This is a genomic window from Pseudomonas sp. MOIL14HWK12:I1 (genome assembly GCF_000510705.1).
Classification (GTDB): domain Bacteria; phylum Pseudomonadota; class Gammaproteobacteria; order Pseudomonadales; family Pseudomonadaceae; genus Chryseomonas; species Chryseomonas oryzihabitans.
On the sequence record NZ_KI783309.1, the window covers coordinates 412,819 to 432,840 of the forward strand.

Below are 20,022 nucleotides of genomic sequence, written 5' to 3' on the forward strand. Positions count from 1 at the left end.
GAGTCGCCCATGTCCACCGCCCACCCCGCGCTTATCGTCGAAGCCCTGGAACCCGCCTTCACCGAGGCCGCCGCGGCCTGGGCCGCGCGCCTGGGCCTGCCCCTGGGCAGCGCCACTACCGAGGAATTCGCCGTGCAGGTGGGCGCCCAGGGCCTGCAACTGGTGCAGCGCGGCCCGGAGGCGCCGGGTCCGGTGCGGGTGGATTTCGTCGAGGGCGCGGCGGCGCACCGGCGCAAGTTCGGCGGCGGCGCGGGCCAGATGATCGCCAAGGCGGTGGGGATCGGCCCGGGCGTGCGTCCGCGCATCCTCGATGCCACCGCGGGTCTGGGGCGTGACGCCTTCGTGCTGGCCACCCTGGGCTGTGCGGTGACGCTGGTCGAGCGCCAGCCGCTGATCGCTGCCCTGCTCGAAGACGGCCTTGCCCGCGCCGCACGGGATCACGAGGCGGCTGGCATAGTCGCCCTGATGACCCTGGTGCAGGCCGACTCCACCGCCTATCTGCAGCGCGGTGAGGGCGAGGCGCCCGAGGTGATCTACCTGGATCCCATGTTTCCCCATCGCGACAAGAGCGCCCTGGTGAAGAAGGAGATGCGCCTGTTCCGGCCGCTGGTGGGCGACGACCTGGACGCCCCGGCGCTGCTGGCCGCGGCCCTGGCCCGCGCCAGTCACCGGGTGGTGGTCAAGCGCCCGCGCAAGGCGCCGGCCATCGAAGGCGCCAAGCCCGGCTACGTGCTGGAGGGCAAGTCCAGCCGCTACGATATCTATCCGAAGAAGAGCTTCAAAACTTCTTGAATGAAAAAGCCCGCGGGCGAAGGACTCCGGCCGCGGGCGTGGGTGTCGCCGACGTCAGACGGTCGCGGGCTTGGGCGCGCGACGCTTGCGCCAGGCACGGTAGAAGGGCAGGGCCACCATCAGGATGCAGACGATCCAGATGGCCTGGCTGATGCCGCTCTGCCAGAGGATGCCCATGTCGCCGTTGGAGATCGACAGTGCGCGTCTCAGGCTGGTTTCCATCAGCTCGCCGAGGATGAAGCCCAGCAGCAGCGGCGACAGCGGGAAGTCCAGCTTGCGCATGATGTAGCCGAAGATGCCCACGCAGACCATCAGCACCAGGTCGAAGGTGGTGGCGTGCACCGCATAGACGCCGATGCCGGTGATGATGGCGATGGCCGGGGCCAGCGACCAGTTCGGCACCTCGAGGATCTTGGTGAACATCTTCACCATGGGCACGTTGAGGATCAGCAGCATCACGTTGGCGATGAACAGCGAGGCGATCAGACCCCACACCAGATTCGGCTCGTTCTGGAACAGCAGCGGGCCGGGGGTGATGTTGTAGAGGGTCAGGGCGCCGATCATCACCGCGGTGGTGCCCGAGCCGGGGATGCCCAGGGTCAGCATGGGAATCATGTTGCCGCACACCGCCGCGCCGATGGCGGTTTCCGGCGCTGCCAGGCCGCGCAGGTCACCCTTGCCGAACTTGCCATCGGCACCGGCCATGCGCTTCTCGGTGGTGTAGGCCAGGGCACTGGCCAGGGTCGCGCCGGCACCCGGCAGCACGCCGATGATGAAGCCGCTCACCGAGCTGCGCAGGTTGACCATGAACACGCTGCGCGCTTCGCGCACGTTGAACAGCATGCGCCCGGTGGCCTTGACCGCGACCTGGCCATGATGGGTCTGCTCCAGCAGCAGGAGCAGTTCGCTCACCGAGAACAGACCCAGCACCAGGATCACGAAGTCGATGCCGTCGGCCAGGTGCACGTTGTCGAAGGTGAAGCGGTAGACGCCGCTGTTGGCATCGATGCCCACGGAGGCGATGGCCAGGCCGAAGAGGGCGGCGACCAGGGTCTTGACCGGCTTCTCGGCGGCCATGCCGGAGAGGCTGAGGATGGCCAGGGCCATCAGCGCGAAGTATTCCGCCGGACCGAAGGCGATCGCCCATTTCGCCAGCAGCGGCGAGAACAGCACCATGCCGCAGGTGGCGATGAAGGCGCCGATGAAGGAGCTCCAGGCCGACAGCGACAGGGCCACGCCCGCCATGCCCTGGCGGGCCAGCGGATAGCCGTCCAGACAGGTCATCATGGTCGCGGCTTCGCCGGGGATGTTCAGCAGGATCGAGGAGATCCGCCCGCCGTATTCGCAGCCCAGATAGACCGCCGCCAGCAGGATCAGCGAAGTCTCCGGCGGCAGACCCAGGGCGAAGGCCACCGGGATCAGCAGGGCGATACCGTTGATCGGTCCGAGACCCGGCAGCAGGCCGACCACGGTGCCGATCAGGGTGCCGATGAGGGCCACGATCAGGTTGGTCGGCGTCATGGCGACGCCGAAGCCCTGCATCAGAAAATTCAAGGTATCCATGTCAGCCCTCCAGGAATTCCAGCACGCCAAGGGGTAGGGGGACTTCCATCACCCGGTCGAACAGCACATAGAGGCCGATGGCGAGCAGCAGGCTGACCAGGGCGCAGGGCATCAGGCGACCGCCGTAGAGCAGACCGCAGAGGGTGGCGGTGATGAAGGCGCTCAAGGGGAAGCCCAGCGGCTGGAAGGTCAGGGCATAGCCCAGCAGGATGGCGCAGCAGGCCACTACCTTGCGCAGCGAGGAGGCGTCCAGCGGTTTCTGGTCTTCGCCATCGCCGATCGGCGTGGGGCGGATGATCAGATAGGCCAGACCCAGGCTCATCAGCCCGAACATCAGCATCGGATAGGCCCGCGGACCGACCGGCTCGTAGGAAAAGGGCGCCTGGTAATCCCGGGCGATGAACAGCATGACGAGTCCGGCCACCAGCCAGACCGCCATGAAGGCGCGTTGGAAGATCATGTCGACATCCTCGAAGGCGCCCGGAGGGGCGCCAGGGGCGGGGGCTCGTTACTGGATCAGGCCGAATTCCTTGGCCATGCCGCGGTAGCGCGCGACTTCCTTCTGCACATAGGCGTCCAGCTCGGAGCCGGTCATGGCGAAGGGGAAGAGTTCGCGCTGATCACGCAGCTTGGCGAAGTCGTCGGAGGCCAGCAGCTTGTCGAAGCTGGTTTTCCACCAGTTGTACTGCTCGTCGGTGACCTTCGGGCCGACATAGAAGCCGCGGACCACCGGCCAGACGATGTCGTAGCCCTGCTCGCGCGCGGTGGGGATGTCCTTCATCGCCGGTTCATCGAAGCGCTGCTCGGCGAAGACCGCCAGCAGGCGCATGTTGCCGGCCTCGACATGGGGCATGGAGTCGGAGATGTCGGTGCTGCCGACCTGGATATGCCCACCCAGCAGCGCGGTGGCGATCTCGCCGCCGCCTTCCAGGGCCACGTAGCGCAGGTCCTTGGGATTGATGCCGGCAGCCTTGGCGATCAGCGCGGTCTGCATCCAGTCCTGGCTGCCCACGGTACCGCCGGAGCCGATCACCACCTTGCTCGGGTCCTTCTTCAGCGCCTCGACCAGGTCACCCAGGGTCTTGTAGGGCGAATCGGCCTTGACCGCGATGGCGCCATAGCTGGCGCCCACTGCCGCCAGCCAGCGCACGGCCTTCTCGTCGAAGCGACCGAACTTGCCTTGCGCCAGGTTCAGCAGCGAACCGCTGGAGAAGGCGACGATGGTATCGCCGTCCGCCGGCCGCTGGGCCACCACGGTGTTGTAGGCCACCGCGCCCACGCCGCCGGGCATGTAGGTCACGCGCATCGGTTTGTCCAGCAGCTTGGCTTCCACCAGGCCGCTCTGGGCCAGCTTGCAGGTCAGGTCGAAGCCGCCACCCGGGGAGGCCGGGGCGATGCATTCGGGACGCTTGGGTTCGGCCATGGCCTGGGCGGACAGCAGCACGGAGGCGGCCAGGGTCAGGGTGAGGGTGCGCAAGGTGGTGCTCATCGACGTCTTCCTTTTGTTGTTATTTCAGAAGCTGACAGGCGGACACGGCTCAGGCTCGCCAGGGCGGCGATCGTTCGGAGAAGAGATACGGGAGCACGTGGAGCTGCGCGAGGGCGAGCATGGATGTCGTTCCGCTTGTTATTGTTGTTGGCCAACCAGGGGTGGCGCTTGGGCAAGCATCATGCGGTTCTGGGACCGCTACCTTTCACTCTAGACCGCCAAGCTTTCAACAGCCTTTCAGATGTGAAAGGCGGCGATAGTGGGGTTCCGGCTGCAGGCCAGCCGGCCGGTATCCGGTAAACTCGGATTTTTTGAGCGGGAGCTGTCAGCGTGCGCATCCTATTGGTCGAAGATCATCCGCCACTGGCCGAAAGCGTCGCCCAGGCGCTCAAGAATGCCGGGCTCAACGTCGATCTGCTCAACGATGGCGTGGCCGCCGACCTGGCCCTGCAGAGCGAAAGCTATGCCCTGGCCATCCTCGACGTCGGCCTGCCGCGCATGGATGGCTTCGAGGTGCTGGCGCGCCTGCGCGAGCGCGGCGATCGCCTGCCGGTGCTGATGCTGACCGCCCGCGGCGAGGTCAAGGATCGGGTGCAGGGGCTCAACCTCGGCGCCGACGACTACCTGGCCAAGCCCTTCGAACTCACCGAACTGGAAGCCCGGGTCAAGGCCCTGCTGCGCCGCAGCGTGCTGGGCGGCGATCGCCAACAGCGCTGCGGCCCGCTGATCTATGACCTCAACACCTCGCGCTTCACCCTGGGCGAGGAGGCGCTGTCGCTCACCTCGCGCGAGCACGCCGTGCTGGCCGCGCTCATCGCCCGCCCCGGACGGGTCATGAGCAAGGAGCAACTGGCCGCCCAGGTCTTCGGCCTGGACGAGGAAGCCAGTCCCGAGGCCATCGAGATCTACGTCCACCGCCTGCGCAAGAAGCTGGAAGCCGGCGCCGTGCGCATCGTCACCTTCCGCGGCCTGGGCTATCTGCTGGAAGAGCAGCATGGCTGAAGTGGCGAAGGCGGCTGGCAGTCTGCGTGGGCGACTGCTGCTGCGACTGGTCGTGCTCTTGGCGGTGATCCTGGCGGTCAGCAGCCTGGCCGCCTATCTCAATGGCCGGCGGCTGGCCGACGTGGCCTATGACCGGACGCTGCTGGCCTCGGCCCGCACCATCGCCGCCGGCCTGTCGGCCACCAATGGCACCCTGCGCGCCGACGTTCCCTACATCGCCCTGGACAATTTCGCCTACGACAACGTCGGGCGCATCTTCTACCAGGTGCTGGATACCCGCGGCCGGCTGATCTCCGGCTACGAAGAGATTCCACCACCGCCAGCGGACGCTCCGCTGACCCGCGACTATCCGGCCCTGGCGCGCTTCTACAACAGCACCTATCGCGGTAAGGACGTACGGGTGGTCAGCCTGGCCCAGCCGGTCAGCCAGCCGGATCTCACCGGCATGGCCGAGATCCGCGTCGCCGAGACCGCCGAAGCCCGCGAGGAGGTGGCCCGCAGCCTGCTCACCGACACCCTGATCCGCCTCGGACTGATGGGGCTGGGTGCCATCCTGCTGGTGTGGATGGCGGTCGGCGCCGCCCTGCGCCCCCTGGAGCGTCTGCGCCAGGCGGTGGAAGAGCGGGGCGTGGACGACCTGCGGCCGCTGCCCGAGGTGCGGGCGCCCCAGGAGCTGCTGCCGCTGGTGCATGCCCTGGAGGGCTTCACCCTGCGCCTGCGGCGGCTGTTCGAGCGTCAGGCGGACTTCATCGCCAATGCCGCCCACGAATTGCGCACCCCGCTGGCGGCGATCAAGGCGCGGGTCGAACTGGGCCTGCGCGAGCGCGAGCCCCAGGCCTGGTACGCCACCCTGGAAGAGACCCGCGCCAGCACCGATCGCCTGGCGCGCCTGGCCAACCAGCTGCTGTCACTGGCGCGGATCGAGAGCGGCGCCCAGGCCATCGCCGAAGGCGGCGCCGAACGCCTGGAGCTCAGCGATCTGGCCAGGGAACTGGCCATGGCGCTGGCCCCCCTGGCCCATGCCAAGGGCGTCGCCCTGGCCTTCGAGCCCTTCGCCAAGGCGCCGGTGATCGGCGAGCCGACACTGCTCAACGAACTGCTCTGCAATCTGGTGGAAAACGCCCTGGCCCATAGCCAGTCAGGTGGCAACATCGTGGTGCGGGTGCTGGCCCCGGCGGTACTGGAAGTCGAGGATGACGGTCCCGGCATTCCGGCCAATGCGCGGGCCAAGGTTTTCGAGCGCTTTCAGCGTCTGGATCCGCAATCCGGGGGTGCCGGTCTGGGACTGGCCATCGTCGGTGAGATCTGCGCCGCCCATCGGGCGCGCATCCAGTTGCTGGACGGCGCGCTCGGCGGGCTGCGGGTGCGGGTCGAATTTCCCGCCGAGGAAGCCTAGGCTCAGCCGAGCAGGGTGCGCGACTGTTCCACCGCGTCCCAGAAGGACTGATCCTGGGCCGGATCCGGCTGGTTGTTCAGCCCCAGGCGGATACCGGCGGGCAGCGTCTGGACCGCGATCTCCTGCTGACCCTGGCGCTGCGCGTGCAGCTGGGTCGCGACCTGCACGATATCGGCGTAGTCGGCCGCCGCGGGCTGCCGCTCCAGTGCCAGATATTCCCGCGGTACGCAGGCGATGTCGGCCGGGAAATCCCAGACCTTGAGAATGCGTTCGCCGATCTGCGGATGAATGCGCGCCGTCACCTGGTCGAGGGTGATGGCGTTGGCCAGCAGGTCTTCCTGTTCTTCGGCATAGGTGAGGATCGGCAGCACGCCGATCTGGTGCACCAGGCCGGCGAGCAGGGCGCGGTCGGCCATCAGCCGCGTGTACTTCTTGCACAGCGCATGGCTGATGGCGGCGATCTCGGTGCCCTGGCTCCAGACCTCGCGCATCTTGCGATCCACGGCGTCGCTGGTGGCCTGGAACATCTGCTGCATGGCCAGGCCCGTGGCCAGATTCGCCGTGTAGTTGATACCCAGGCGCCCGACCGCCATCTGCAGGTCGGTGATCTCCTTGCTGGTGCGCAGGAGCGGGCTGTTGACCACCTTGATCAGGCGCGCCGTCAGGGCGGCGTCCATGGCGATCACCCGGCTCAGCTCGGCGACGCCCACGTTGGGGTCTTCGGCCGCTTCTCTGACCTTCAGTGCCACCTCGGGAAGGGTGGGCAACACCACGCGATCGGTGTCTATCGCGTGGAGAAGATCCTGGACAACTTTTTCGGCAAGAGGAGTCATGACGTACCTGTGTGAGGAGCGGATAAAGGCGATCCCAACCTTCAGCGCTTTATTTCACGATCGCTATCGAGTGAGTAGGGCAAATCGAGTAAACGGCAGTTTGGCCCGTCCGAGCTGCCCACCGAGACACGTCCGTCCTCGGCGGCATCGCCCTGCAGCACCGCCAGGAATTCGCAACCCGCTGGGCTGGCCGCGGCCAGCACCACCTCGCCCACGCTGCTGCCATGCACCGGCGAGAACAGCTCGGTACCCACGGCAGGGGGCTGCTCGCTGCTGGCGAGGCGATAGAGGCGCCGCTTGAGCTTGCCCAGGTACTGCATGCGCGCGACGATCTCCTGGCCGGTGTAGCAACCCTTGCGAAAGCTCACGCCATCCAGCGCCTGCAGATTGATCATCTGCGGGACGAACAGCTCGCGGGTCGCGCCGAACACCTGGCCCACGCCAGCCCGCACCTGGGCCAGCAGCCATTCGTCGAGCGCCACCTCCGGCAGCGCCGGCGCCGCTGCGTCGGCCGCGCGCCAGGTCTCTACCCGGCCATCCTCCAACCGCAGGGCGAAGCCGCCTTCGAGCGGCGCCACGGCATTGGCCTGCTCGCCCAGCGCCACGTCGGGATAGGCGCTGGCGAAGCCGGCGGCCGAAAGTCCCAGCCGTTGCCATTGCGCGCTTTCGTCGGTCAGCACCGACTTGGAGAAGACCGCATATTTCTTCAGATCGGTCAGCAGCGGCTCGACCAGCTCCGCGGCCATCGCCAGCAGATAGCCGTCGGCCTGCTTGACGATGCGGAAGCTGGAGACCAGCCGTCCCTTGGGCGTGCAGCGCCCTCCCAGGCCGGCCTGGTCGTCAGCGAGATAATTGAGGTTGCAGGTGACCTGCCCCTGGAGAAACTTGGTCGCATCGACCCCGTGGATGGCCAGGACGCCTTCGTGGGTCAAGCGGCAGAAATACGGCAAGTCGGCCATTGCGGCTGCAGCTCCCTGTCGAGTGAAGCCGATCATCATAGGCTCGCCCGGGGGGAATGTCAGGCGCACTGCGCGGCGGGGCGCTTCGGGCTTATACTGCGCCGATCGTCGCAGGAGTCCCCATGAGTACCGAAGCTACCGAACTCAACAGATTGTACTGGCACAGCCGCCGCGGCATGCTGGAACTGGATGTATTGCTGGTGCCCTTCGTCAAGGAGGTCTATTCCTCCCTGGGCGCGGAAGACCAGGCACGCTACCGCAAGCTGCTCGAGTGCGAGGATCAGGACATGTTCCACTGGTTCATGCAGCGCGGTGAGCCGGAGGACGCCGATCTGCAGATCATCGTGCGCATGATCCTGGACCGTGTCCAGCCGGCTTGAGCCTTTCGAATGTCGCTGGAGCGCCTCCGCCGGCCTCCTGCGACTGCATGCCCTGGCCGCGTTCGCCGCGGGGTTCTGTCCCTGGCTTGCGGCCATTCCGTGGACGCTCAAGCCACTCCTGACGCTGCTGGTGCTCTGGTCCTGGCACCGGATGCGCCAGCGCCAGCTCCAGCAGCGCTGTCCAGAGGTGCCGCGCGGTTTGCGCCATGGCGCAGAAGGCTGGCAGCTCTGGTCGCCGGCGACCGGCTGGCAGGCCATCCAGCTGCGCCCGGACAGCCTGGCCCTGCCGCGGCTGGTGGTCCTGCGCTATCGACTGCCAGCGGCGAGACGTACCCGCAGTCTCTGCATCGCCCGCGACAGCCTCGCCGCGGAGGCCCACCGCCGTCTGAGAGTCAGACTTCGCTTCGCTCCGCGCCGGTTCGCGGCGCCAGAATAGTGTCCCGGGCGCTGCTGGCCAGTTGCGGATAGTCCAGGGTGAAGTGCAGACCGCGACTTTCCTGGCGAGCGAGAGCGCTTTCGATGATCAGCTCCGCCACCTGCGCCAGGTTGCGCAGTTCGATCAGGTCGCGACTGACCCTGTAGTTGCTGTAGAACTCGTCGATCTCGTCCATCAGCAGGCGAATGCGATGGCGGGCGCGCACCAGCCGCTTGGTGGTGCGCACGATGCCCACATAGTCCCACATGAAGCGCCGCAACTCGTCCCAGTTGTGGGCGATCACCACGTCCTCGTCCGAGTCCGTCACCTGGCTGGCGTCCCAGTCGGGCAGGTCGTGCGGCATGGCGATCTCGGCCGCTTGCGCCTGGATGTCCAGCGCCGCCGAGCGGGCATAGACGAAGCACTCCAGCAGCGAATTGCTGGCCATGCGATTGGCACCGTGCAGACCGGTGCAGCTGGTTTCGCCAATGGCATAGAGGCCGCCGAGGTCCGCGCGCCCGTGCTGGTCGACGCGCACCCCGCCGCAGGTGTAGTGCGCGGCCGGCACCACCGGGATCGGATCCCGGGTGATGTCGATGCCCAGTTCCAAGCAACGGCGATAGACCGTGGGAAAGTGCTCCTGCACGAAGTCCGCCGGCTTGTGGCTGATGTCGAGAAAGACGCAATCGATGCCCAGGCGCTTCATCTCGTGGTCGATGGCGCGCGCCACCACGTCGCGTGGGGCGAGATCGGCGCGGGGGTCGAAGCGCGGCATGAAGCGTTCGCCATCCGGCAGACGCAGGACGGCGCCTTCGCCACGCAGGGCTTCGGTGATCAGAAAGCTGCGCGCATGGGGGTGATAGAGGCAGGTGGGGTGGAACTGGTTGAATTCCAGGTTGGCGACCGAACAGCCGGCGCGCCAGGCCATGGCGATGCCGTCGCCGCTGGCGCTGTCCTGATTGGTGCTATAGAGGTAGGCCTTGCTGGCGCCGCCGGTGGCCAGCACCGTGAAGCGCGCGTGCAGGGTATCGACCTGGCCGCTGGTCCGGTCGAGCACATAGGCGCCCAGGCAACGCGCGCCCGGCCGGCCGAGCTTTTCCGTGGTGATCAGATCCACCGCCACCCGCTGACTGAGCAACTGGATGTTGGGCCGGCCTTCGGCGGTGCGCAGCAGGGTGTCGAAGATGGCCATGCCGGTGGCATCGGCCGCGTGGATGATGCGCCGGTGGCTGTGGCCGCCTTCGCGGGTCAGGTGAAAGCCCAGGCCGCCCTTGCCGGCGTCCTGCTCGCGGGTGAAGGGCACGCCCTGGTCGATCAGCCACTGCATGGCCTCGCGACTGTGTTCGACGGTGAAGCGCACGGCGCCTTCGTCACACAGCCCGGCGCCCGCGATTAGGGTATCCTGCACGTGCGCCTCGACGGTGTCGCCTTCGTCCAGCACCGCGGCGACGCCGCCCTGGGCCCAGTAGGTCGAACCATGCGCCAGTTCGCCCTTGCTCAAGACCGCGATGGACAGCGTCGCCGGTAGATTGAGCGCGAGCGTCAGGCCCGCGGCGCCACTGCCGATTACCAGGACATCGAATTCCAGATGACGCGCCATGACGTTTCCTTCTCACCGGGACGGCGAGTATAGGAACAAGGCGGCTGACGGCATAGCCATCGGATGGATCGGCAGGGAACTCGCGGGCTTCAGGCGGGGTCTATGTACAGATAATTGCTCATCCGTGCGGCCGGAACGCCAAGACGAGAATGGGCCATCTGCCAAAGCTAATTCAGTTACACCCAGGAGCGATCAGCAGCCATCTTAGTGCTCGCTCATCAACTGCTGTGGAGGGGAGAACTTTCGTGCAACAGCCCAGTCTAGCAGCGCGCGTCGATAGTGAAAGCAAGGACGATACCGAGCTGCAAGCCAAGGACAGCAAGCAAGCCCTGCCCACGCAGGAGCAGGATCAACAACTGGTCGAGCGCGTACAGCGCGGTGACAAGCGTGCCTTCGATCTGCTGGTGCTCAAGTATCAGCACAAGATTCTCGGTCTGATCGTGCGTTTCGTCCACGATACCCAGGAAGCCCAGGACGTCGCTCAGGAGGCTTTCATCAAAGCCTATCGTGCGCTCGGGAACTTCCGTGGCGATAGTGCTTTCTACACCTGGCTCTATCGCATCGCCATCAACACGGCAAAGAACCATCTGGTTGCCCGGGGTCGTCGTCCACCGGACAGCGACGTCAGTGCCGAAGATGCGGAATTTTATGAAGGCGACCATGCTCTAAAGGATATCGAGTCCCCAGAGCGGTCCCTTTTGCGGGATGAGATCGAGGCCACCGTGCATCGGACCATCCAGCAGCTCCCGGAAGATCTGCGCACCGCGCTGACCCTTCGTGAGTTCGAAGGCCTCAGCTACGAGGACATTGCGAACGTCATGCAATGTCCGGTGGGAACGGTCCGGTCTCGGATTTTCCGAGCTCGGGAAGCGATAGACAAAGCATTGCAGCCCCTGCTGCGTGATGCATAGACAGCGGCGACAGCTTTTAGAGAGGTAATACGTATGAGTCGTGAAGCCCTGCTGGAATCCCTGTCCGCTGTTATGGATAACGAAGCGGACGAATTCGAAACCCGGCGTGTCATCGCCGAGGTCAGCAAGGACCCGGAATTGCGCGCCACCTGGTCGCGCTACGCCATGGTCAGCGCCGTGATTCGCGGTGAGCCCATGCTGCCGAATCTGGATATCGCCAAAGGCGTCACCACCACGCTGGAGCGTGATGAGGCCGTCGCAGCCCCGGCAGCGCCCGTCGTTGCCCAGGCGCGCAAGAGTGGCTGGTCGAGCCTGGGTCGTGTCGCGGTCGCCGCGTCCGTGACCTTCGCCGTACTGGCAGGCGTGCGGATGTACAACCAGTCCGACGTCTCCACCCAGGGTCTGGCCCAGCAGGCGCCGAGCCAGCTGACCGTGCCGCAACCCGCGCGTAGCCCGGCCGTGCTGGCCAGCTTCAGCGAAGAAAGCACCAAGGCGAATGCCGAAGCCAAGGCTGACAAGCCGATGGCAGGTGAAAAGCAGGAAGCCCCTGCCCAGCGTTGATTCGCTGGCTTCACCTCGAAACGGCGTCCGGACTCTGTTCCGGGCGCCGTTTTTTTTTGCCTGCCGGATGTCCGGATGGGGCGCAAAATGCTTCGAAAGCTATCGTTCAGCAAGGCCGTGCTATTTCTGCTGCCAGTCGTCTCTGACTGTGCCGCCGTTGCGGAGCAGGCAGGTCGCCAGCGATGTGTTCAAGTCATTGGATAGAGTGGAGCTGCACGCGCATGCGCAATCTAAAGCATTACACGGCCGCCCTGATGGGGCTCTGGCTGATGGGACTGACGGCCATGGCTCGGGCCGATCTGCCGGATTTCACCGGCCTGGTCGAGGCGGCATCTCCAGCGGTCGTCAACATCAGCACCCGCCAGAAAATTCCCGAAGGTCGTGGCGCCGGCGCCATGACCATGCCCGATCTGGAAGGCCTGCCGCCAGGCATCCGTGAATTCTTCGAGCGCAGCATCCCGCAGATGCCGCGCGGTCCCCGTGGCAAGCAGGAGCAGGCCCAGTCCCTGGGCTCGGGCTTCATCATCTCGCCCGACGGCTACATTCTGACCAACAACCATGTGGTCGCCGATGCCGACGAGATCCTGGTACGGCTGTCCGACCGCAGTGATCACACCGCCAAGCTGATCGGCGCGGATCCCCGTACCGACGTGGCCCTGCTGAAAATCGACGCCAAGGACCTGCCCACCCTCAAGCTGGGCAATTCCGATCAGCTCAAGGTCGGTGAATGGGTCCTGGCCATCGGTTCGCCCTTCGGCTTCGATCACTCGGTCACCGCCGGTATCGTCAGCGCCAAGGGTCGCAGCCTGCCCAACGAAAGCTATGTGCCCTTCATTCAGACCGACGTGGCCATCAACCCGGGCAACTCCGGCGGTCCGCTGTTCAACCTCAAGGGTGAGGTGGTCGGGATCAACTCGCAGATATTCACCCGCTCCGGTGGCTTCATGGGGCTGTCCTTCGCCATTCCGATCGACGTCGCCATGAACGTGGCCAATCAGCTGAAGACCGATGGCAAGGTGAGCCGTGGCTGGCTGGGCGTGGTCATCCAGGAAGTGGACAAGGATCTCGCCGAATCCTTCGGCCTGGATCGTCCGGCCGGTGCCCTGGTCGCCCAGACCCTGGACGACGGTCCTGCAGCCAAGAGCGGCATCAAGGTCGGCGACGTCATCCTCTCGGTCAATGGCCAGAAGATCGAGGAATCCGCCGACCTGCCGCACCTGATCGGCAATCTCAAGCCGGGTGCCAAGGCCGACATGGAGATCATCCGTGAAGGCAAGCGGCAAAACCTGAGCGTTACCGTGGGCGACATGCCCAAGGACGACCAGGCCGCTTCCGGCGGCGAGCGCGGGTCCGATCGGGCCAGCAATCGCCTGGGCATCGCCGTGGCCAACCTGACCGCCGAGCAGAAGAAGACCCTGGACATCCAGGGCGGCGTGGTCATCAACAAGCTCAGTGGCGACGGTCCTGCCGCGGCTATCGGCCTGCGTCCGGGCGACGTCATCACCCACCTCAACAATCAGCCCATCGAATCCGCCGCCGCCTTCGAGAAAATCACCTCGGCACTGCCGGCAGGGCGCTCCATTTCGATGCGCGTGGTGCGTGAGGGTCGCGCCAGCTTCATCACCTTCAAACTGCCGGGCAAGTAACGGCAGGGGACAAGGCGAGGGGCAGGCGACTGCCCCTTCTTTTTGTCCGCTCGAACGGCGCGAGTCCCCTTGTTTGCCGCATTCAGGTAAACTCCCCCGCTATTTTCCCGGCGGATGTTCCGCTGCTGGCTATTCGAGTGCTGATTCGTGAGTGATCTGAGCCATATCCGCAATTTCTCCATCATCGCCCACATCGATCACGGCAAGTCGACGCTTGCGGATCGGTTCATCCAGATCTGTGGTGGTTTGAGCGACCGAGAAATGGAGGCCCAGGTCCTGGATTCCATGGATCTCGAGCGCGAGCGCGGCATCACCATCAAGGCCCACAGCGTCACGCTGTACTACAAGGCCCAGGACGGCAAGACCTACCAGCTCAACTTCATCGACACCCCCGGCCACGTCGACTTCACCTATGAAGTCAGCCGTTCGCTGGCCGCCTGCGAAGGCGCGCTGCTGGTGGTGGATGCGGGGCAGGGCGTGGAAGCCCAGTCGGTCGCCAACTGCTACACCGCCATCGAGCAGGGCCTCGAGGTCATGCCGGTGCTGAACAAGATGGACCTGCCCCAGGCCGAGCCGGACAAGGTCAAGGCCGAGATCGAGCACATCATCGGCATCGACGCCACCGACGCCGTGCCCTGCAGTGCCAAGAGCGGCATGGGCGTACCCGATGTCCTCGAGCAACTGGTCAAGGTCATTCCACCGCCCGAGGGCGAGATCGACGCGCCCCTGCAGGCGCTGATCATCGACTCCTGGTTCGACAACTACCTGGGCGTCGTCTCGCTGGTGCGCGTCAAGCACGGGCGGGTAAAGAAGGGCGACAAGATCCTGGTCAAGTCCACCGGCAAGGTGCACCAGGTCGACAGCGTCGGCGTCTTCTCGCCCAAGCACACCGAGACGGTCGATCTCAAGGCGGGCGAAGTGGGCTTCATCATCGCCGGCATCAAGGAAATCCTCGGCGCCCCGGTCGGCGACACCCTGACCCTCAGCGCCACCCCGGACGTGGCCATGCTGCCGGGCTTCCAGCGGGTCAAGCCGCAGGTCTACGCCGGTCTCTTCCCGGTCAGCTCCGACGACTTCGAGGACTTCCGCGAAGCCCTGCAGAAGCTGACCCTCAACGATGCGGCCCTGCAATACGAGCCGGAAAGCTCGGAGGCCCTCGGCTTCGGCTTCCGCATCGGCTTCCTCGGCATGCTGCACATGGAGATCATCCAGGAGCGCCTGGAGCGCGAATATGATCTCGACCTCATCACCACCGCGCCGACCGTGGTGTTCGAGGTGGTGCTCAAGGATGGCAGCATCATCTATGTCGACAACCCGTCCAAGCTGCCGGACCTGGCCTCCGTCGCCGAGATGCGCGAGCCCATCGTGCGCGCCAACATCCTGGTACCCCAGGAGCACCTGGGCAACGTCATCACCCTGTGCATCGAGAAGCGTGGCGTCCAGCGCGACATGCAGTTCCTCAGCAGCCAGGTGCAGGTCAGCTACGACCTGCCGATGAACGAGGTGGTCCTGGACTTCTTCGACCGCCTCAAGTCGGTGAGCCGTGGCTATGCGTCGCTGGACTACAGCTTCGATCGCTTCGAAGCCGCCAGCCTGGTCAAGCTCGACGTCCTCATCAACGGCGAGAAGGTCGATGCCCTGGCGCTGATCGTCCATCGCGACAAGGCGCACTACAAGGGTCGCGCCCTGACCGAGAAGATGAAGGAGCTGATCCCGCGGCAGATGTTCGACGTGGCGATCCAGGCGGCCATCGGCGGTCAGATCGTGGCCCGGACCACGGTCAAGGCGCTGCGCAAGAACGTTCTGGCCAAGTGCTACGGCGGTGACGTGTCCCGTAAGCGCAAGCTGCTGGAAAAGCAGAAGGCGGGCAAGAAGCGCATGAAGCAGGTTGGTAGCGTAGAGATTCCTCAAGAGGCCTTCCTGGCCGTGCTCAAGGTGGATAGCTGAAGCCCATGTCCTGGAACTTCCCTCTGTTGCTGGTTCTCGCGGTCGCCGTCTGCGGCGCCCTGGCACTCATCGATCTGCTGGTGCTCGCACCGCGTCGTCGCAAGGCGATCCAGACCTACGGGCAGCAGGTCAGCGAGCCTGATCCCGCGGTACTGGAGCAGTTGAACAAGGAACCGGCCCTGGTCGAGTACGGGAAGTCGTTCTTTCCCGTCCTGGCCATCGTGCTGATCCTGAGATCCTTCCTGGTGGAGCCGTTCCAGATTCCTTCGGGCTCCATGAAGCCGACCCTGGAAGTGGGCGACTTCATCCTGGTGAACAAATTCGCCTACGGCATCCGCCTGCCGGTAATCGACCTCAAGGTCATCCCGATCGGTGATCCGCAGCGTGGCGACGTCATGGTGTTCCGCTATCCCAGCGATCCCAGCGTCAACTACATCAAGCGCGTCATCGGGGTGCCGGGCGATACCATCCGCTATACCAGCGACAAGCAGCTGTACATCAACGGCCAGCGCGTCAGCGAGGAACTGGTGGGTGACGAGCCGGGTTCGCTGGGCAGCGTCAAGCTGTTCAAGGAGCAACTCGGCAAGGCCGAGCACCTGATCCGCGAAGAGATGACCCGCTACCGCATGGAGCCCGACCACGAATGGAAGGTGCCGGCCGGTCACTACTTCATGATGGGTGACAACCGCGACAACTCCAACGACAGTCGCTACTGGGACGATCCCAACATTCCCCGTGACCTGCTCGGCATGGTTCCCGACCGTAACATCGTCGGCAAGGCCTTCGCCGTCTGGCTGAGCTGGCCGGAGCCCAAGCTGCAGAGCATGCCCACCCTGTCTCGCGTAGGTATCATCAGATGAATGAACGCAGAGTGTCCGGTCGTCCGTCGCGTCAGCAGGGGCTGTCGTTTCTCGGTGGTCTGCTCGCACTCTGCGTCATCGCCTTCCTGGCCAGTACGGCCATGAAGCTCGTGCCGCATTACCTGGACTACAATGCTCTGACCAAGGTCATCGAATCCATCGGCGACAACCCCGATAACCAGATTCGCAGCGTGTCCGACGTCTACAGCTACGTGGGGAAGGGTATGCAGGTGAACGACATCCGTGATCTCGATCTGCAAAAGGCCATGCGCGTCGAAGCCGACGGCAACCACCTGCAGATCCACCTCGACTATGAAAAACGTGAACACCTGATCCGCAACATCGATCTGGTCGTTCGTTTCAATCGTGATTTCCGTATAAATCTCCCGTGACATTATCTCTAGATCGCCTCGAGCGTCGGCTGGGTTATACCTTCAAGGACCCGGACCTGATGCTGCTCGCCCTCACGCACCGCAGCTTTGCCGGTCGCAACAACGAACGCCTCGAATTCCTCGGCGACGCCATCCTCAACTTCATCATCGGCGAAGCCCTCTACGATCATTTCCCCCAGGCCCGCGAAGGCCAGCTGTCCCGCCTGCGCGCCAAGCTGGTGAAAGGCGAGACCCTGGCCTTGCTGGCGCGCAGCTTCGAGCTGGGTGACTACCTGCGCCTGGGGTCCGGTGAGCTGAAGAGCGGCGGCTTCCGTCGCGAATCTATTCTTGCCGATGCCATGGAAGCCCTGATCGGCGGCATCTATCTGGATGCCGGCATGGATGCGGCCAAGGATCGGGTCATGGCCTGGCTCGGCCCGCAACTGCGCGAGCTGACGCCGGTGGATACCAACAAGGATCCCAAAACCCGCCTGCAGGAGTTTCTCCAGGCGCGGGCGTGCGACCTGCCGCGCTACGAGGTGGTCGCCATCGAGGGAGAGCCCCATTGCCGGGTCTTCTTTGTCGAATGCGAGATCGCCATGCTCAACGAAAAGACGACGGGGCAGGGCGCCAGTCGCCGTATCGCCGAACAGATAGCCGCCTCGGCGGCCTTGATCGCCCTGGGCGTGGAGAATGGTCATGAATGATGAGCTGAAGGCATCGCGGTGCGGCTACGTCGCCATCGTCGGCCGTCCCAACGTCGGCAAGTCCACGCTACTCAACCATATCCTCGGGCAGAAGCTGGCCATTACCTCGCGCAAGCCGCAGACCACCCGGCACAACATGCTCGGCATCAAGACCGAGGGTGAGGTGCAGACCATCTATGTGGATACCCCCGGTCTGCACAAGGAAAACCAGAAGGCGCTCAACCGCTTCATGAACAAGACGGCCGTCACCGCCCTGCGCGATGTGGACGTCGTGGTGTTCGTGGTCGATCGTACCCGCTGGACCGACGAAGACCAGATGGTGCTGGAGCGGGTACGCTTCGTGAAGTGCCCGGTGCTGCTCGCCGTCAACAAGCTGGATCGTCTGGAAGACAAGGCCGACATGCTGCCGCACCTGCAATGGCTGCAGGAGCAATTGCCGGAAGCCACGCTCATTCCGATCTCCGCCCAGCACGGCCACAATCTCGACGCCCTCGAAGAGCTGGTGGCCGAGCGCCTGCCTGAGGGCGAGCACTTCTTCCCCGAAGACCAGATCACCGACCGATCCAGTCGTTTCCTCGCGGCCGAGCTGATCCGCGAAAAGATCATGCGTCAGCTGGGGGCCGAATTGCCCTACCAGGTCGCCGTCGAGATCGAGGAATTCAAGTACGACAACGGGGTACTGCACATCCACGGCCTGATCCTGGTCGAGCGCGATGGCCAGAAAAAGATCCTCATCGGCCAGGCCGGCGAGCGCATCAAGCGCATCGGCCAGGAAGCCCGCCAGGACATGGAAACCCTGTTCGACGCCAAGGTCATGCTCAATCTCTGGGTCAAGGTCAAAGGCGGCTGGTCCGATGACGAGCGCGCCCTGCGCTCTCTGGGTTATTCCGACCTCTAGCGATGCAGGCGTCCGAGCCGCTGTTCGTCCTGCATGCGCGTCCCTATCGGGAAAGCAGTGCGCTGGTGGATGTGTTCGGCGCCTTCGGCCGGGTCCGTACGGTGTTGCGCGCGGCCCGCTCCCGCTCCGGAAGTCTGGCCAGGCCCTTCATTCCCCTCGAGGCTCAGCTCAGTGGGCGAGGGGAGCTGAAGAATCTGCAAAAGGTGGCGGCCCTGGCGCCACCCTATCTGCTCCAGGGGCAGGCGCTGTTCAGCGGCTTTTATCTGAATGAGCTGCTGGTCCGGCTACTGCCCGCCGAAGATCCCTATCCCGCGCTTTTCGACCTCTATGGCCTGACCCTGGCGGCCCTCGCCCAGGGGCGACCGGTCGAGCCCCTGCTGCGTACCTTCGAATGGCGCCTGCTCGACCTGCTGGGCTACGGCTTCTCGCTGTCGCTGGCGCTGGATGGCCAGGCCATCGACGCCCAGCGCCTCTATCGCTTCATTCCGGACCAGGGCTTCGAAGCCGTCGACGAAGTTCGCCCGGGCTGTCTGGCCGGCGCGGAAATCCTGGCACTGGAGCGTGGCGAGTGGGACGATCCCACCGTAGTCCGCGCTGCCAAGCGCCTGATGCGCCAGGCCCTGGCGCCGCACCTGGGCAGCAAACCCCTGATGAGTCGCGAATTGTTCGCCAAGCCAAGTGAATAAGCCATGAAAGAGTTCAGTCGTGTTCTGTTGGGCGTCAACATCGATCATGTCGCCACCCTGCGCCAGGCCCGGGGTACCCGCTATCCCGATCCGGTCAAGGCGGCGCTGGATGCCGAGGAGGCAGGGGCGGATGGCATCACCCTGCACCTGCGCGAGGACCGTCGCCATATCCAGGAGCGGGATGTCCGCCTGCTGCGCGACCTCCTGCAGACCCGCATGAATCTCGAAGTCGCCCTGACCCCCGAGATGCTGGCCTTTGCCCAGGAGATCCGGCCCGAGCACGTCTGCCTGGTGCCCGAGCGCCGGGAAGAGCTGACCACCGAAGGTGGCCTGGATGTGCTGGGTCAGGTGCAGCGCATCCGTGACGCCATCGCGGCACTGCCCGCTTCGGAAGTGTCCCTCTTTATAGATCCCGATCTGCAGCAGATTCAGGCGGCCAAGGACAGCGGTGCTCCGGTGATCGAGTTGCACACCGGTCGCTATGCCGAAGCCGAGACCCAGGAAGCGCAGGCCCATGAGCTGCAGCGCCTGGCCAGGGCGGTGGAATTCGCCACCGGCCTCGGGCTGGTGGTCAATGCCGGTCATGGCCTGCACTACCATAATGTCCAGCCCATCGCGGCGCTGCCGGGTATTAACGAGCTGAACATCGGCCATGCCATCGTGGCCCAGGCGGTCTTCGTCGGCTTCAAGCAGGCGGTCAAAGACATGGCCGAATTGATCCGCTGCAACTCAATCGTAAAATAACTGTTGACCTGCTCTGAAACTCCCCTATAATGCGCCCCACTTCCGGCGCAGACGCTGAAGCGGCTTGAAAATCAAGCACTTAGGTCTGAGTCGGGTGAGGGGNCCATGGATTCTTCGCCATTTGGTTCTCACCTTCGGGTGACAGCGAAGTGAAGCGGAGGGGGTTGACAGCGTCTTGGGATGCTGTAGGATTCGCCTCCCGCTGCCGAGATTGGTTAGACCGGTCAGGCAAGCGCAAGTGGTTGAGTTGAAACGAAAAAGT

The 20,022-nt window shown here is 64.8% G+C and carries 21 protein-coding genes; 15 read left to right on the forward strand and 6 right to left on the reverse strand.

The window, feature by feature from the left end; genetic code table 11:
- Positions 1-9 precede the first annotated feature (9 nt).
- A complete protein-coding gene (locus PSEK12I1_RS0122985; protein WP_007161980.1) occupies positions 10-792 on the forward strand; it encodes a class I SAM-dependent methyltransferase in 783 nt (260 codons plus the stop codon).
- Positions 793-846: 54 nt separating this feature from the next.
- Here PSEK12I1_RS0122985 and PSEK12I1_RS0122990 read toward each other — a convergent pair whose 3' ends face one another.
- Genes PSEK12I1_RS0122990 through PSEK12I1_RS0123000 form a run of 3 tightly spaced genes read right to left on the reverse strand, consistent with a single transcriptional unit; the run spans position 847 to position 3,844 of the window.
- A complete protein-coding gene (locus PSEK12I1_RS0122990) occupies positions 847-2,355 on the reverse strand; it encodes a tripartite tricarboxylate transporter permease (protein WP_027598571.1) in 1,509 nt (502 codons plus the stop codon).
- Between the two features lies 1 nt (position 2,356).
- Positions 2,357-2,815 (reverse strand): tripartite tricarboxylate transporter TctB family protein, encoded by a 459-nt coding sequence (locus PSEK12I1_RS0122995; protein ID WP_007161982.1) that lies wholly within the window; start codon positions 2,813-2,815, stop codon positions 2,357-2,359.
- A gap of 48 nt (positions 2,816-2,863) precedes the next feature.
- Positions 2,864-3,844 (reverse strand): tripartite tricarboxylate transporter substrate binding protein, encoded by a 981-nt coding sequence (locus PSEK12I1_RS0123000; RefSeq protein WP_007161983.1) that lies wholly within the window; start codon positions 3,842-3,844, stop codon positions 2,864-2,866.
- A gap of 330 nt (positions 3,845-4,174) precedes the next feature.
- On the opposite strand from PSEK12I1_RS0123000, the gene PSEK12I1_RS0123005 reads away from it, so the two are divergent.
- Entirely contained in the window at positions 4,175-4,846 is a 672-nt protein-coding gene (locus PSEK12I1_RS0123005) for a response regulator (RefSeq protein WP_007161984.1), read from the forward strand.
- Positions 4,839-6,242 (forward strand): sensor histidine kinase, encoded by a 1,404-nt coding sequence (locus PSEK12I1_RS0123010; protein WP_007161985.1) that lies wholly within the window; start codon positions 4,839-4,841, stop codon positions 6,240-6,242. Before PSEK12I1_RS0123005 ends, PSEK12I1_RS0123010 begins: the two co-directional genes overlap by 8 nt.
- Before the next feature lie 2 nt (positions 6,243-6,244).
- On the opposite strand, the gene PSEK12I1_RS0123015 is transcribed toward PSEK12I1_RS0123010, so the two are convergent.
- Positions 6,245-7,075, reverse strand: a complete 831-nt coding sequence (locus PSEK12I1_RS0123015) for an HDOD domain-containing protein (RefSeq protein WP_027598573.1) — start codon at positions 7,073-7,075, stop codon at positions 6,245-6,247.
- A 41-nt stretch (positions 7,076-7,116) separates the two neighbouring features.
- Positions 7,117-8,034 (reverse strand): folate-binding protein YgfZ, encoded by a 918-nt coding sequence (locus tag PSEK12I1_RS0123020; protein ID WP_027603053.1) that lies wholly within the window; start codon positions 8,032-8,034, stop codon positions 7,117-7,119.
- A gap of 122 nt (positions 8,035-8,156) precedes the next feature.
- On the opposite strand from PSEK12I1_RS0123020, the gene PSEK12I1_RS0123025 reads away from it, so the two are divergent.
- Positions 8,157-8,414: a succinate dehydrogenase assembly factor 2 gene (locus PSEK12I1_RS0123025; protein ID WP_027603054.1), complete on the forward strand. Its 258-nt coding sequence runs from the start codon at positions 8,157-8,159 to the stop codon at positions 8,412-8,414.
- Positions 8,398-8,850 (forward strand): protein YgfX, encoded by a 453-nt coding sequence (locus PSEK12I1_RS0123030; RefSeq protein ID WP_027603055.1) that lies wholly within the window; start codon positions 8,398-8,400, stop codon positions 8,848-8,850. Before PSEK12I1_RS0123025 ends, PSEK12I1_RS0123030 begins: the two co-directional genes overlap by 17 nt.
- Here PSEK12I1_RS0123030 and nadB read toward each other — a convergent pair.
- Entirely contained in the window at positions 8,807-10,429 is a 1,623-nt protein-coding gene (gene nadB, locus PSEK12I1_RS0123035; protein WP_027603056.1) for an L-aspartate oxidase, read from the reverse strand. The two genes, PSEK12I1_RS0123030 and nadB, sit on opposite strands and share 44 nt — an antisense overlap.
- Before the next feature lie 329 nt (positions 10,430-10,758).
- Here nadB and rpoE point away from each other — a divergent pair, with 329 nt between their 5' ends.
- From rpoE to pdxJ, 10 genes are all read left to right on the forward strand, one after another.
- Positions 10,759-11,340 (forward strand): RNA polymerase sigma factor RpoE, encoded by a 582-nt coding sequence (rpoE, locus tag PSEK12I1_RS0123040; protein ID WP_026083736.1) that lies wholly within the window; start codon positions 10,759-10,761, stop codon positions 11,338-11,340.
- Between the two features lie 33 nt (positions 11,341-11,373).
- On the forward strand, positions 11,374-11,901 hold the full coding sequence (locus PSEK12I1_RS0123045; RefSeq protein WP_027598577.1) for a sigma-E factor negative regulatory protein: 528 nt from the start codon (positions 11,374-11,376) through the stop codon (positions 11,899-11,901).
- 221 nt (positions 11,902-12,122) lie between these two features.
- Entirely contained in the window at positions 12,123-13,547 is a 1,425-nt protein-coding gene (locus PSEK12I1_RS0123050) for a DegQ family serine endoprotease (RefSeq protein WP_027603057.1), read from the forward strand.
- Between the two features lie 147 nt (positions 13,548-13,694).
- A complete protein-coding gene (gene lepA, locus PSEK12I1_RS0123055; protein ID WP_007161994.1) occupies positions 13,695-15,494 on the forward strand; it encodes a translation elongation factor 4 in 1,800 nt (599 codons plus the stop codon).
- 5 nt (positions 15,495-15,499) lie between these two features.
- On the forward strand, positions 15,500-16,354 hold the full coding sequence (gene lepB / locus PSEK12I1_RS0123060) for a signal peptidase I (protein ID WP_027603058.1): 855 nt from the start codon (positions 15,500-15,502) through the stop codon (positions 16,352-16,354).
- Positions 16,351-16,746 carry a DUF4845 domain-containing protein gene (locus PSEK12I1_RS0123065; protein WP_007161996.1) on the forward strand — a complete coding sequence of 132 codons (396 nt, stop codon included), beginning with the start codon at positions 16,351-16,353 and terminating at the stop codon, positions 16,744-16,746. The genes lepB and PSEK12I1_RS0123065 overlap by 4 nt, the downstream gene beginning before the upstream one ends.
- Positions 16,743-17,432, forward strand: coding sequence for a ribonuclease III (gene rnc / locus PSEK12I1_RS0123070; protein WP_007161997.1), 690 nt, complete (start codon positions 16,743-16,745; stop codon positions 17,430-17,432). Before PSEK12I1_RS0123065 ends, rnc begins: the two co-directional genes overlap by 4 nt.
- Entirely contained in the window at positions 17,425-18,330 is a 906-nt protein-coding gene (gene era, locus PSEK12I1_RS0123075; protein ID WP_027598581.1) for a GTPase Era, read from the forward strand. The genes rnc and era overlap by 8 nt, the downstream gene beginning before the upstream one ends.
- 2 nt (positions 18,331-18,332) lie before the next feature.
- Positions 18,333-19,016 carry a DNA repair protein RecO gene (gene recO, locus PSEK12I1_RS0123080; RefSeq protein ID WP_027603059.1) on the forward strand — a complete coding sequence of 228 codons (684 nt, stop codon included), beginning with the start codon at positions 18,333-18,335 and terminating at the stop codon, positions 19,014-19,016.
- Between the two features lie 3 nt (positions 19,017-19,019).
- Positions 19,020-19,760, forward strand: a complete 741-nt coding sequence (gene pdxJ / locus PSEK12I1_RS0123085) for a pyridoxine 5'-phosphate synthase (RefSeq protein ID WP_027598583.1) — start codon at positions 19,020-19,022, stop codon at positions 19,758-19,760.
- Positions 19,761-20,022 lie beyond the last annotated feature (262 nt).

Coding starts and splice junctions, on each gene's coding strand:
- PSEK12I1_RS0122985 (WP_007161980.1), top strand. CDS start 10: ATGTCCACCGCCCACCCCGCGCTTATCGTCGAAGCCCTGGAACCCGCC.
- PSEK12I1_RS0122990 (WP_027598571.1), bottom strand. CDS start 2,355: ATGGATACCTTGAATTTTCTGATGCAGGGCTTCGGCGTCGCCATGACG.
- PSEK12I1_RS0122995 (WP_007161982.1), bottom strand. CDS start 2,815: ATGATCTTCCAACGCGCCTTCATGGCGGTCTGGCTGGTGGCCGGACTC.
- PSEK12I1_RS0123000 (WP_007161983.1), bottom strand. CDS start 3,844: ATGAGCACCACCTTGCGCACCCTCACCCTGACCCTGGCCGCCTCCGTG.
- PSEK12I1_RS0123010 (WP_007161985.1), top strand. CDS start 4,839: ATGGCTGAAGTGGCGAAGGCGGCTGGCAGTCTGCGTGGGCGACTGCTG.
- PSEK12I1_RS0123015 (WP_027598573.1), bottom strand. CDS start 7,075: ATGACTCCTCTTGCCGAAAAAGTTGTCCAGGATCTTCTCCACGCGATA.
- PSEK12I1_RS0123020 (WP_027603053.1), bottom strand. CDS start 8,034: ATGGCCGACTTGCCGTATTTCTGCCGCTTGACCCACGAAGGCGTCCTG.
- PSEK12I1_RS0123025 (WP_027603054.1), top strand. CDS start 8,157: ATGAGTACCGAAGCTACCGAACTCAACAGATTGTACTGGCACAGCCGC.
- nadB (WP_027603056.1), bottom strand. CDS start 10,429: ATGGCGCGTCATCTGGAATTCGATGTCCTGGTAATCGGCAGTGGCGCC.
- PSEK12I1_RS0123045 (WP_027598577.1), top strand. CDS start 11,374: ATGAGTCGTGAAGCCCTGCTGGAATCCCTGTCCGCTGTTATGGATAAC.
- PSEK12I1_RS0123050 (WP_027603057.1), top strand. CDS start 12,123: ATGCGCAATCTAAAGCATTACACGGCCGCCCTGATGGGGCTCTGGCTG.
- lepB (WP_027603058.1), top strand. CDS start 15,500: ATGTCCTGGAACTTCCCTCTGTTGCTGGTTCTCGCGGTCGCCGTCTGC.
- PSEK12I1_RS0123065 (WP_007161996.1), top strand. CDS start 16,351: ATGAATGAACGCAGAGTGTCCGGTCGTCCGTCGCGTCAGCAGGGGCTG.
- era (WP_027598581.1), top strand. CDS start 17,425: ATGAATGATGAGCTGAAGGCATCGCGGTGCGGCTACGTCGCCATCGTC.
- recO (WP_027603059.1), top strand. CDS start 18,333: ATGCAGGCGTCCGAGCCGCTGTTCGTCCTGCATGCGCGTCCCTATCGG.
- pdxJ (WP_027598583.1), top strand. CDS start 19,020: ATGAAAGAGTTCAGTCGTGTTCTGTTGGGCGTCAACATCGATCATGTC.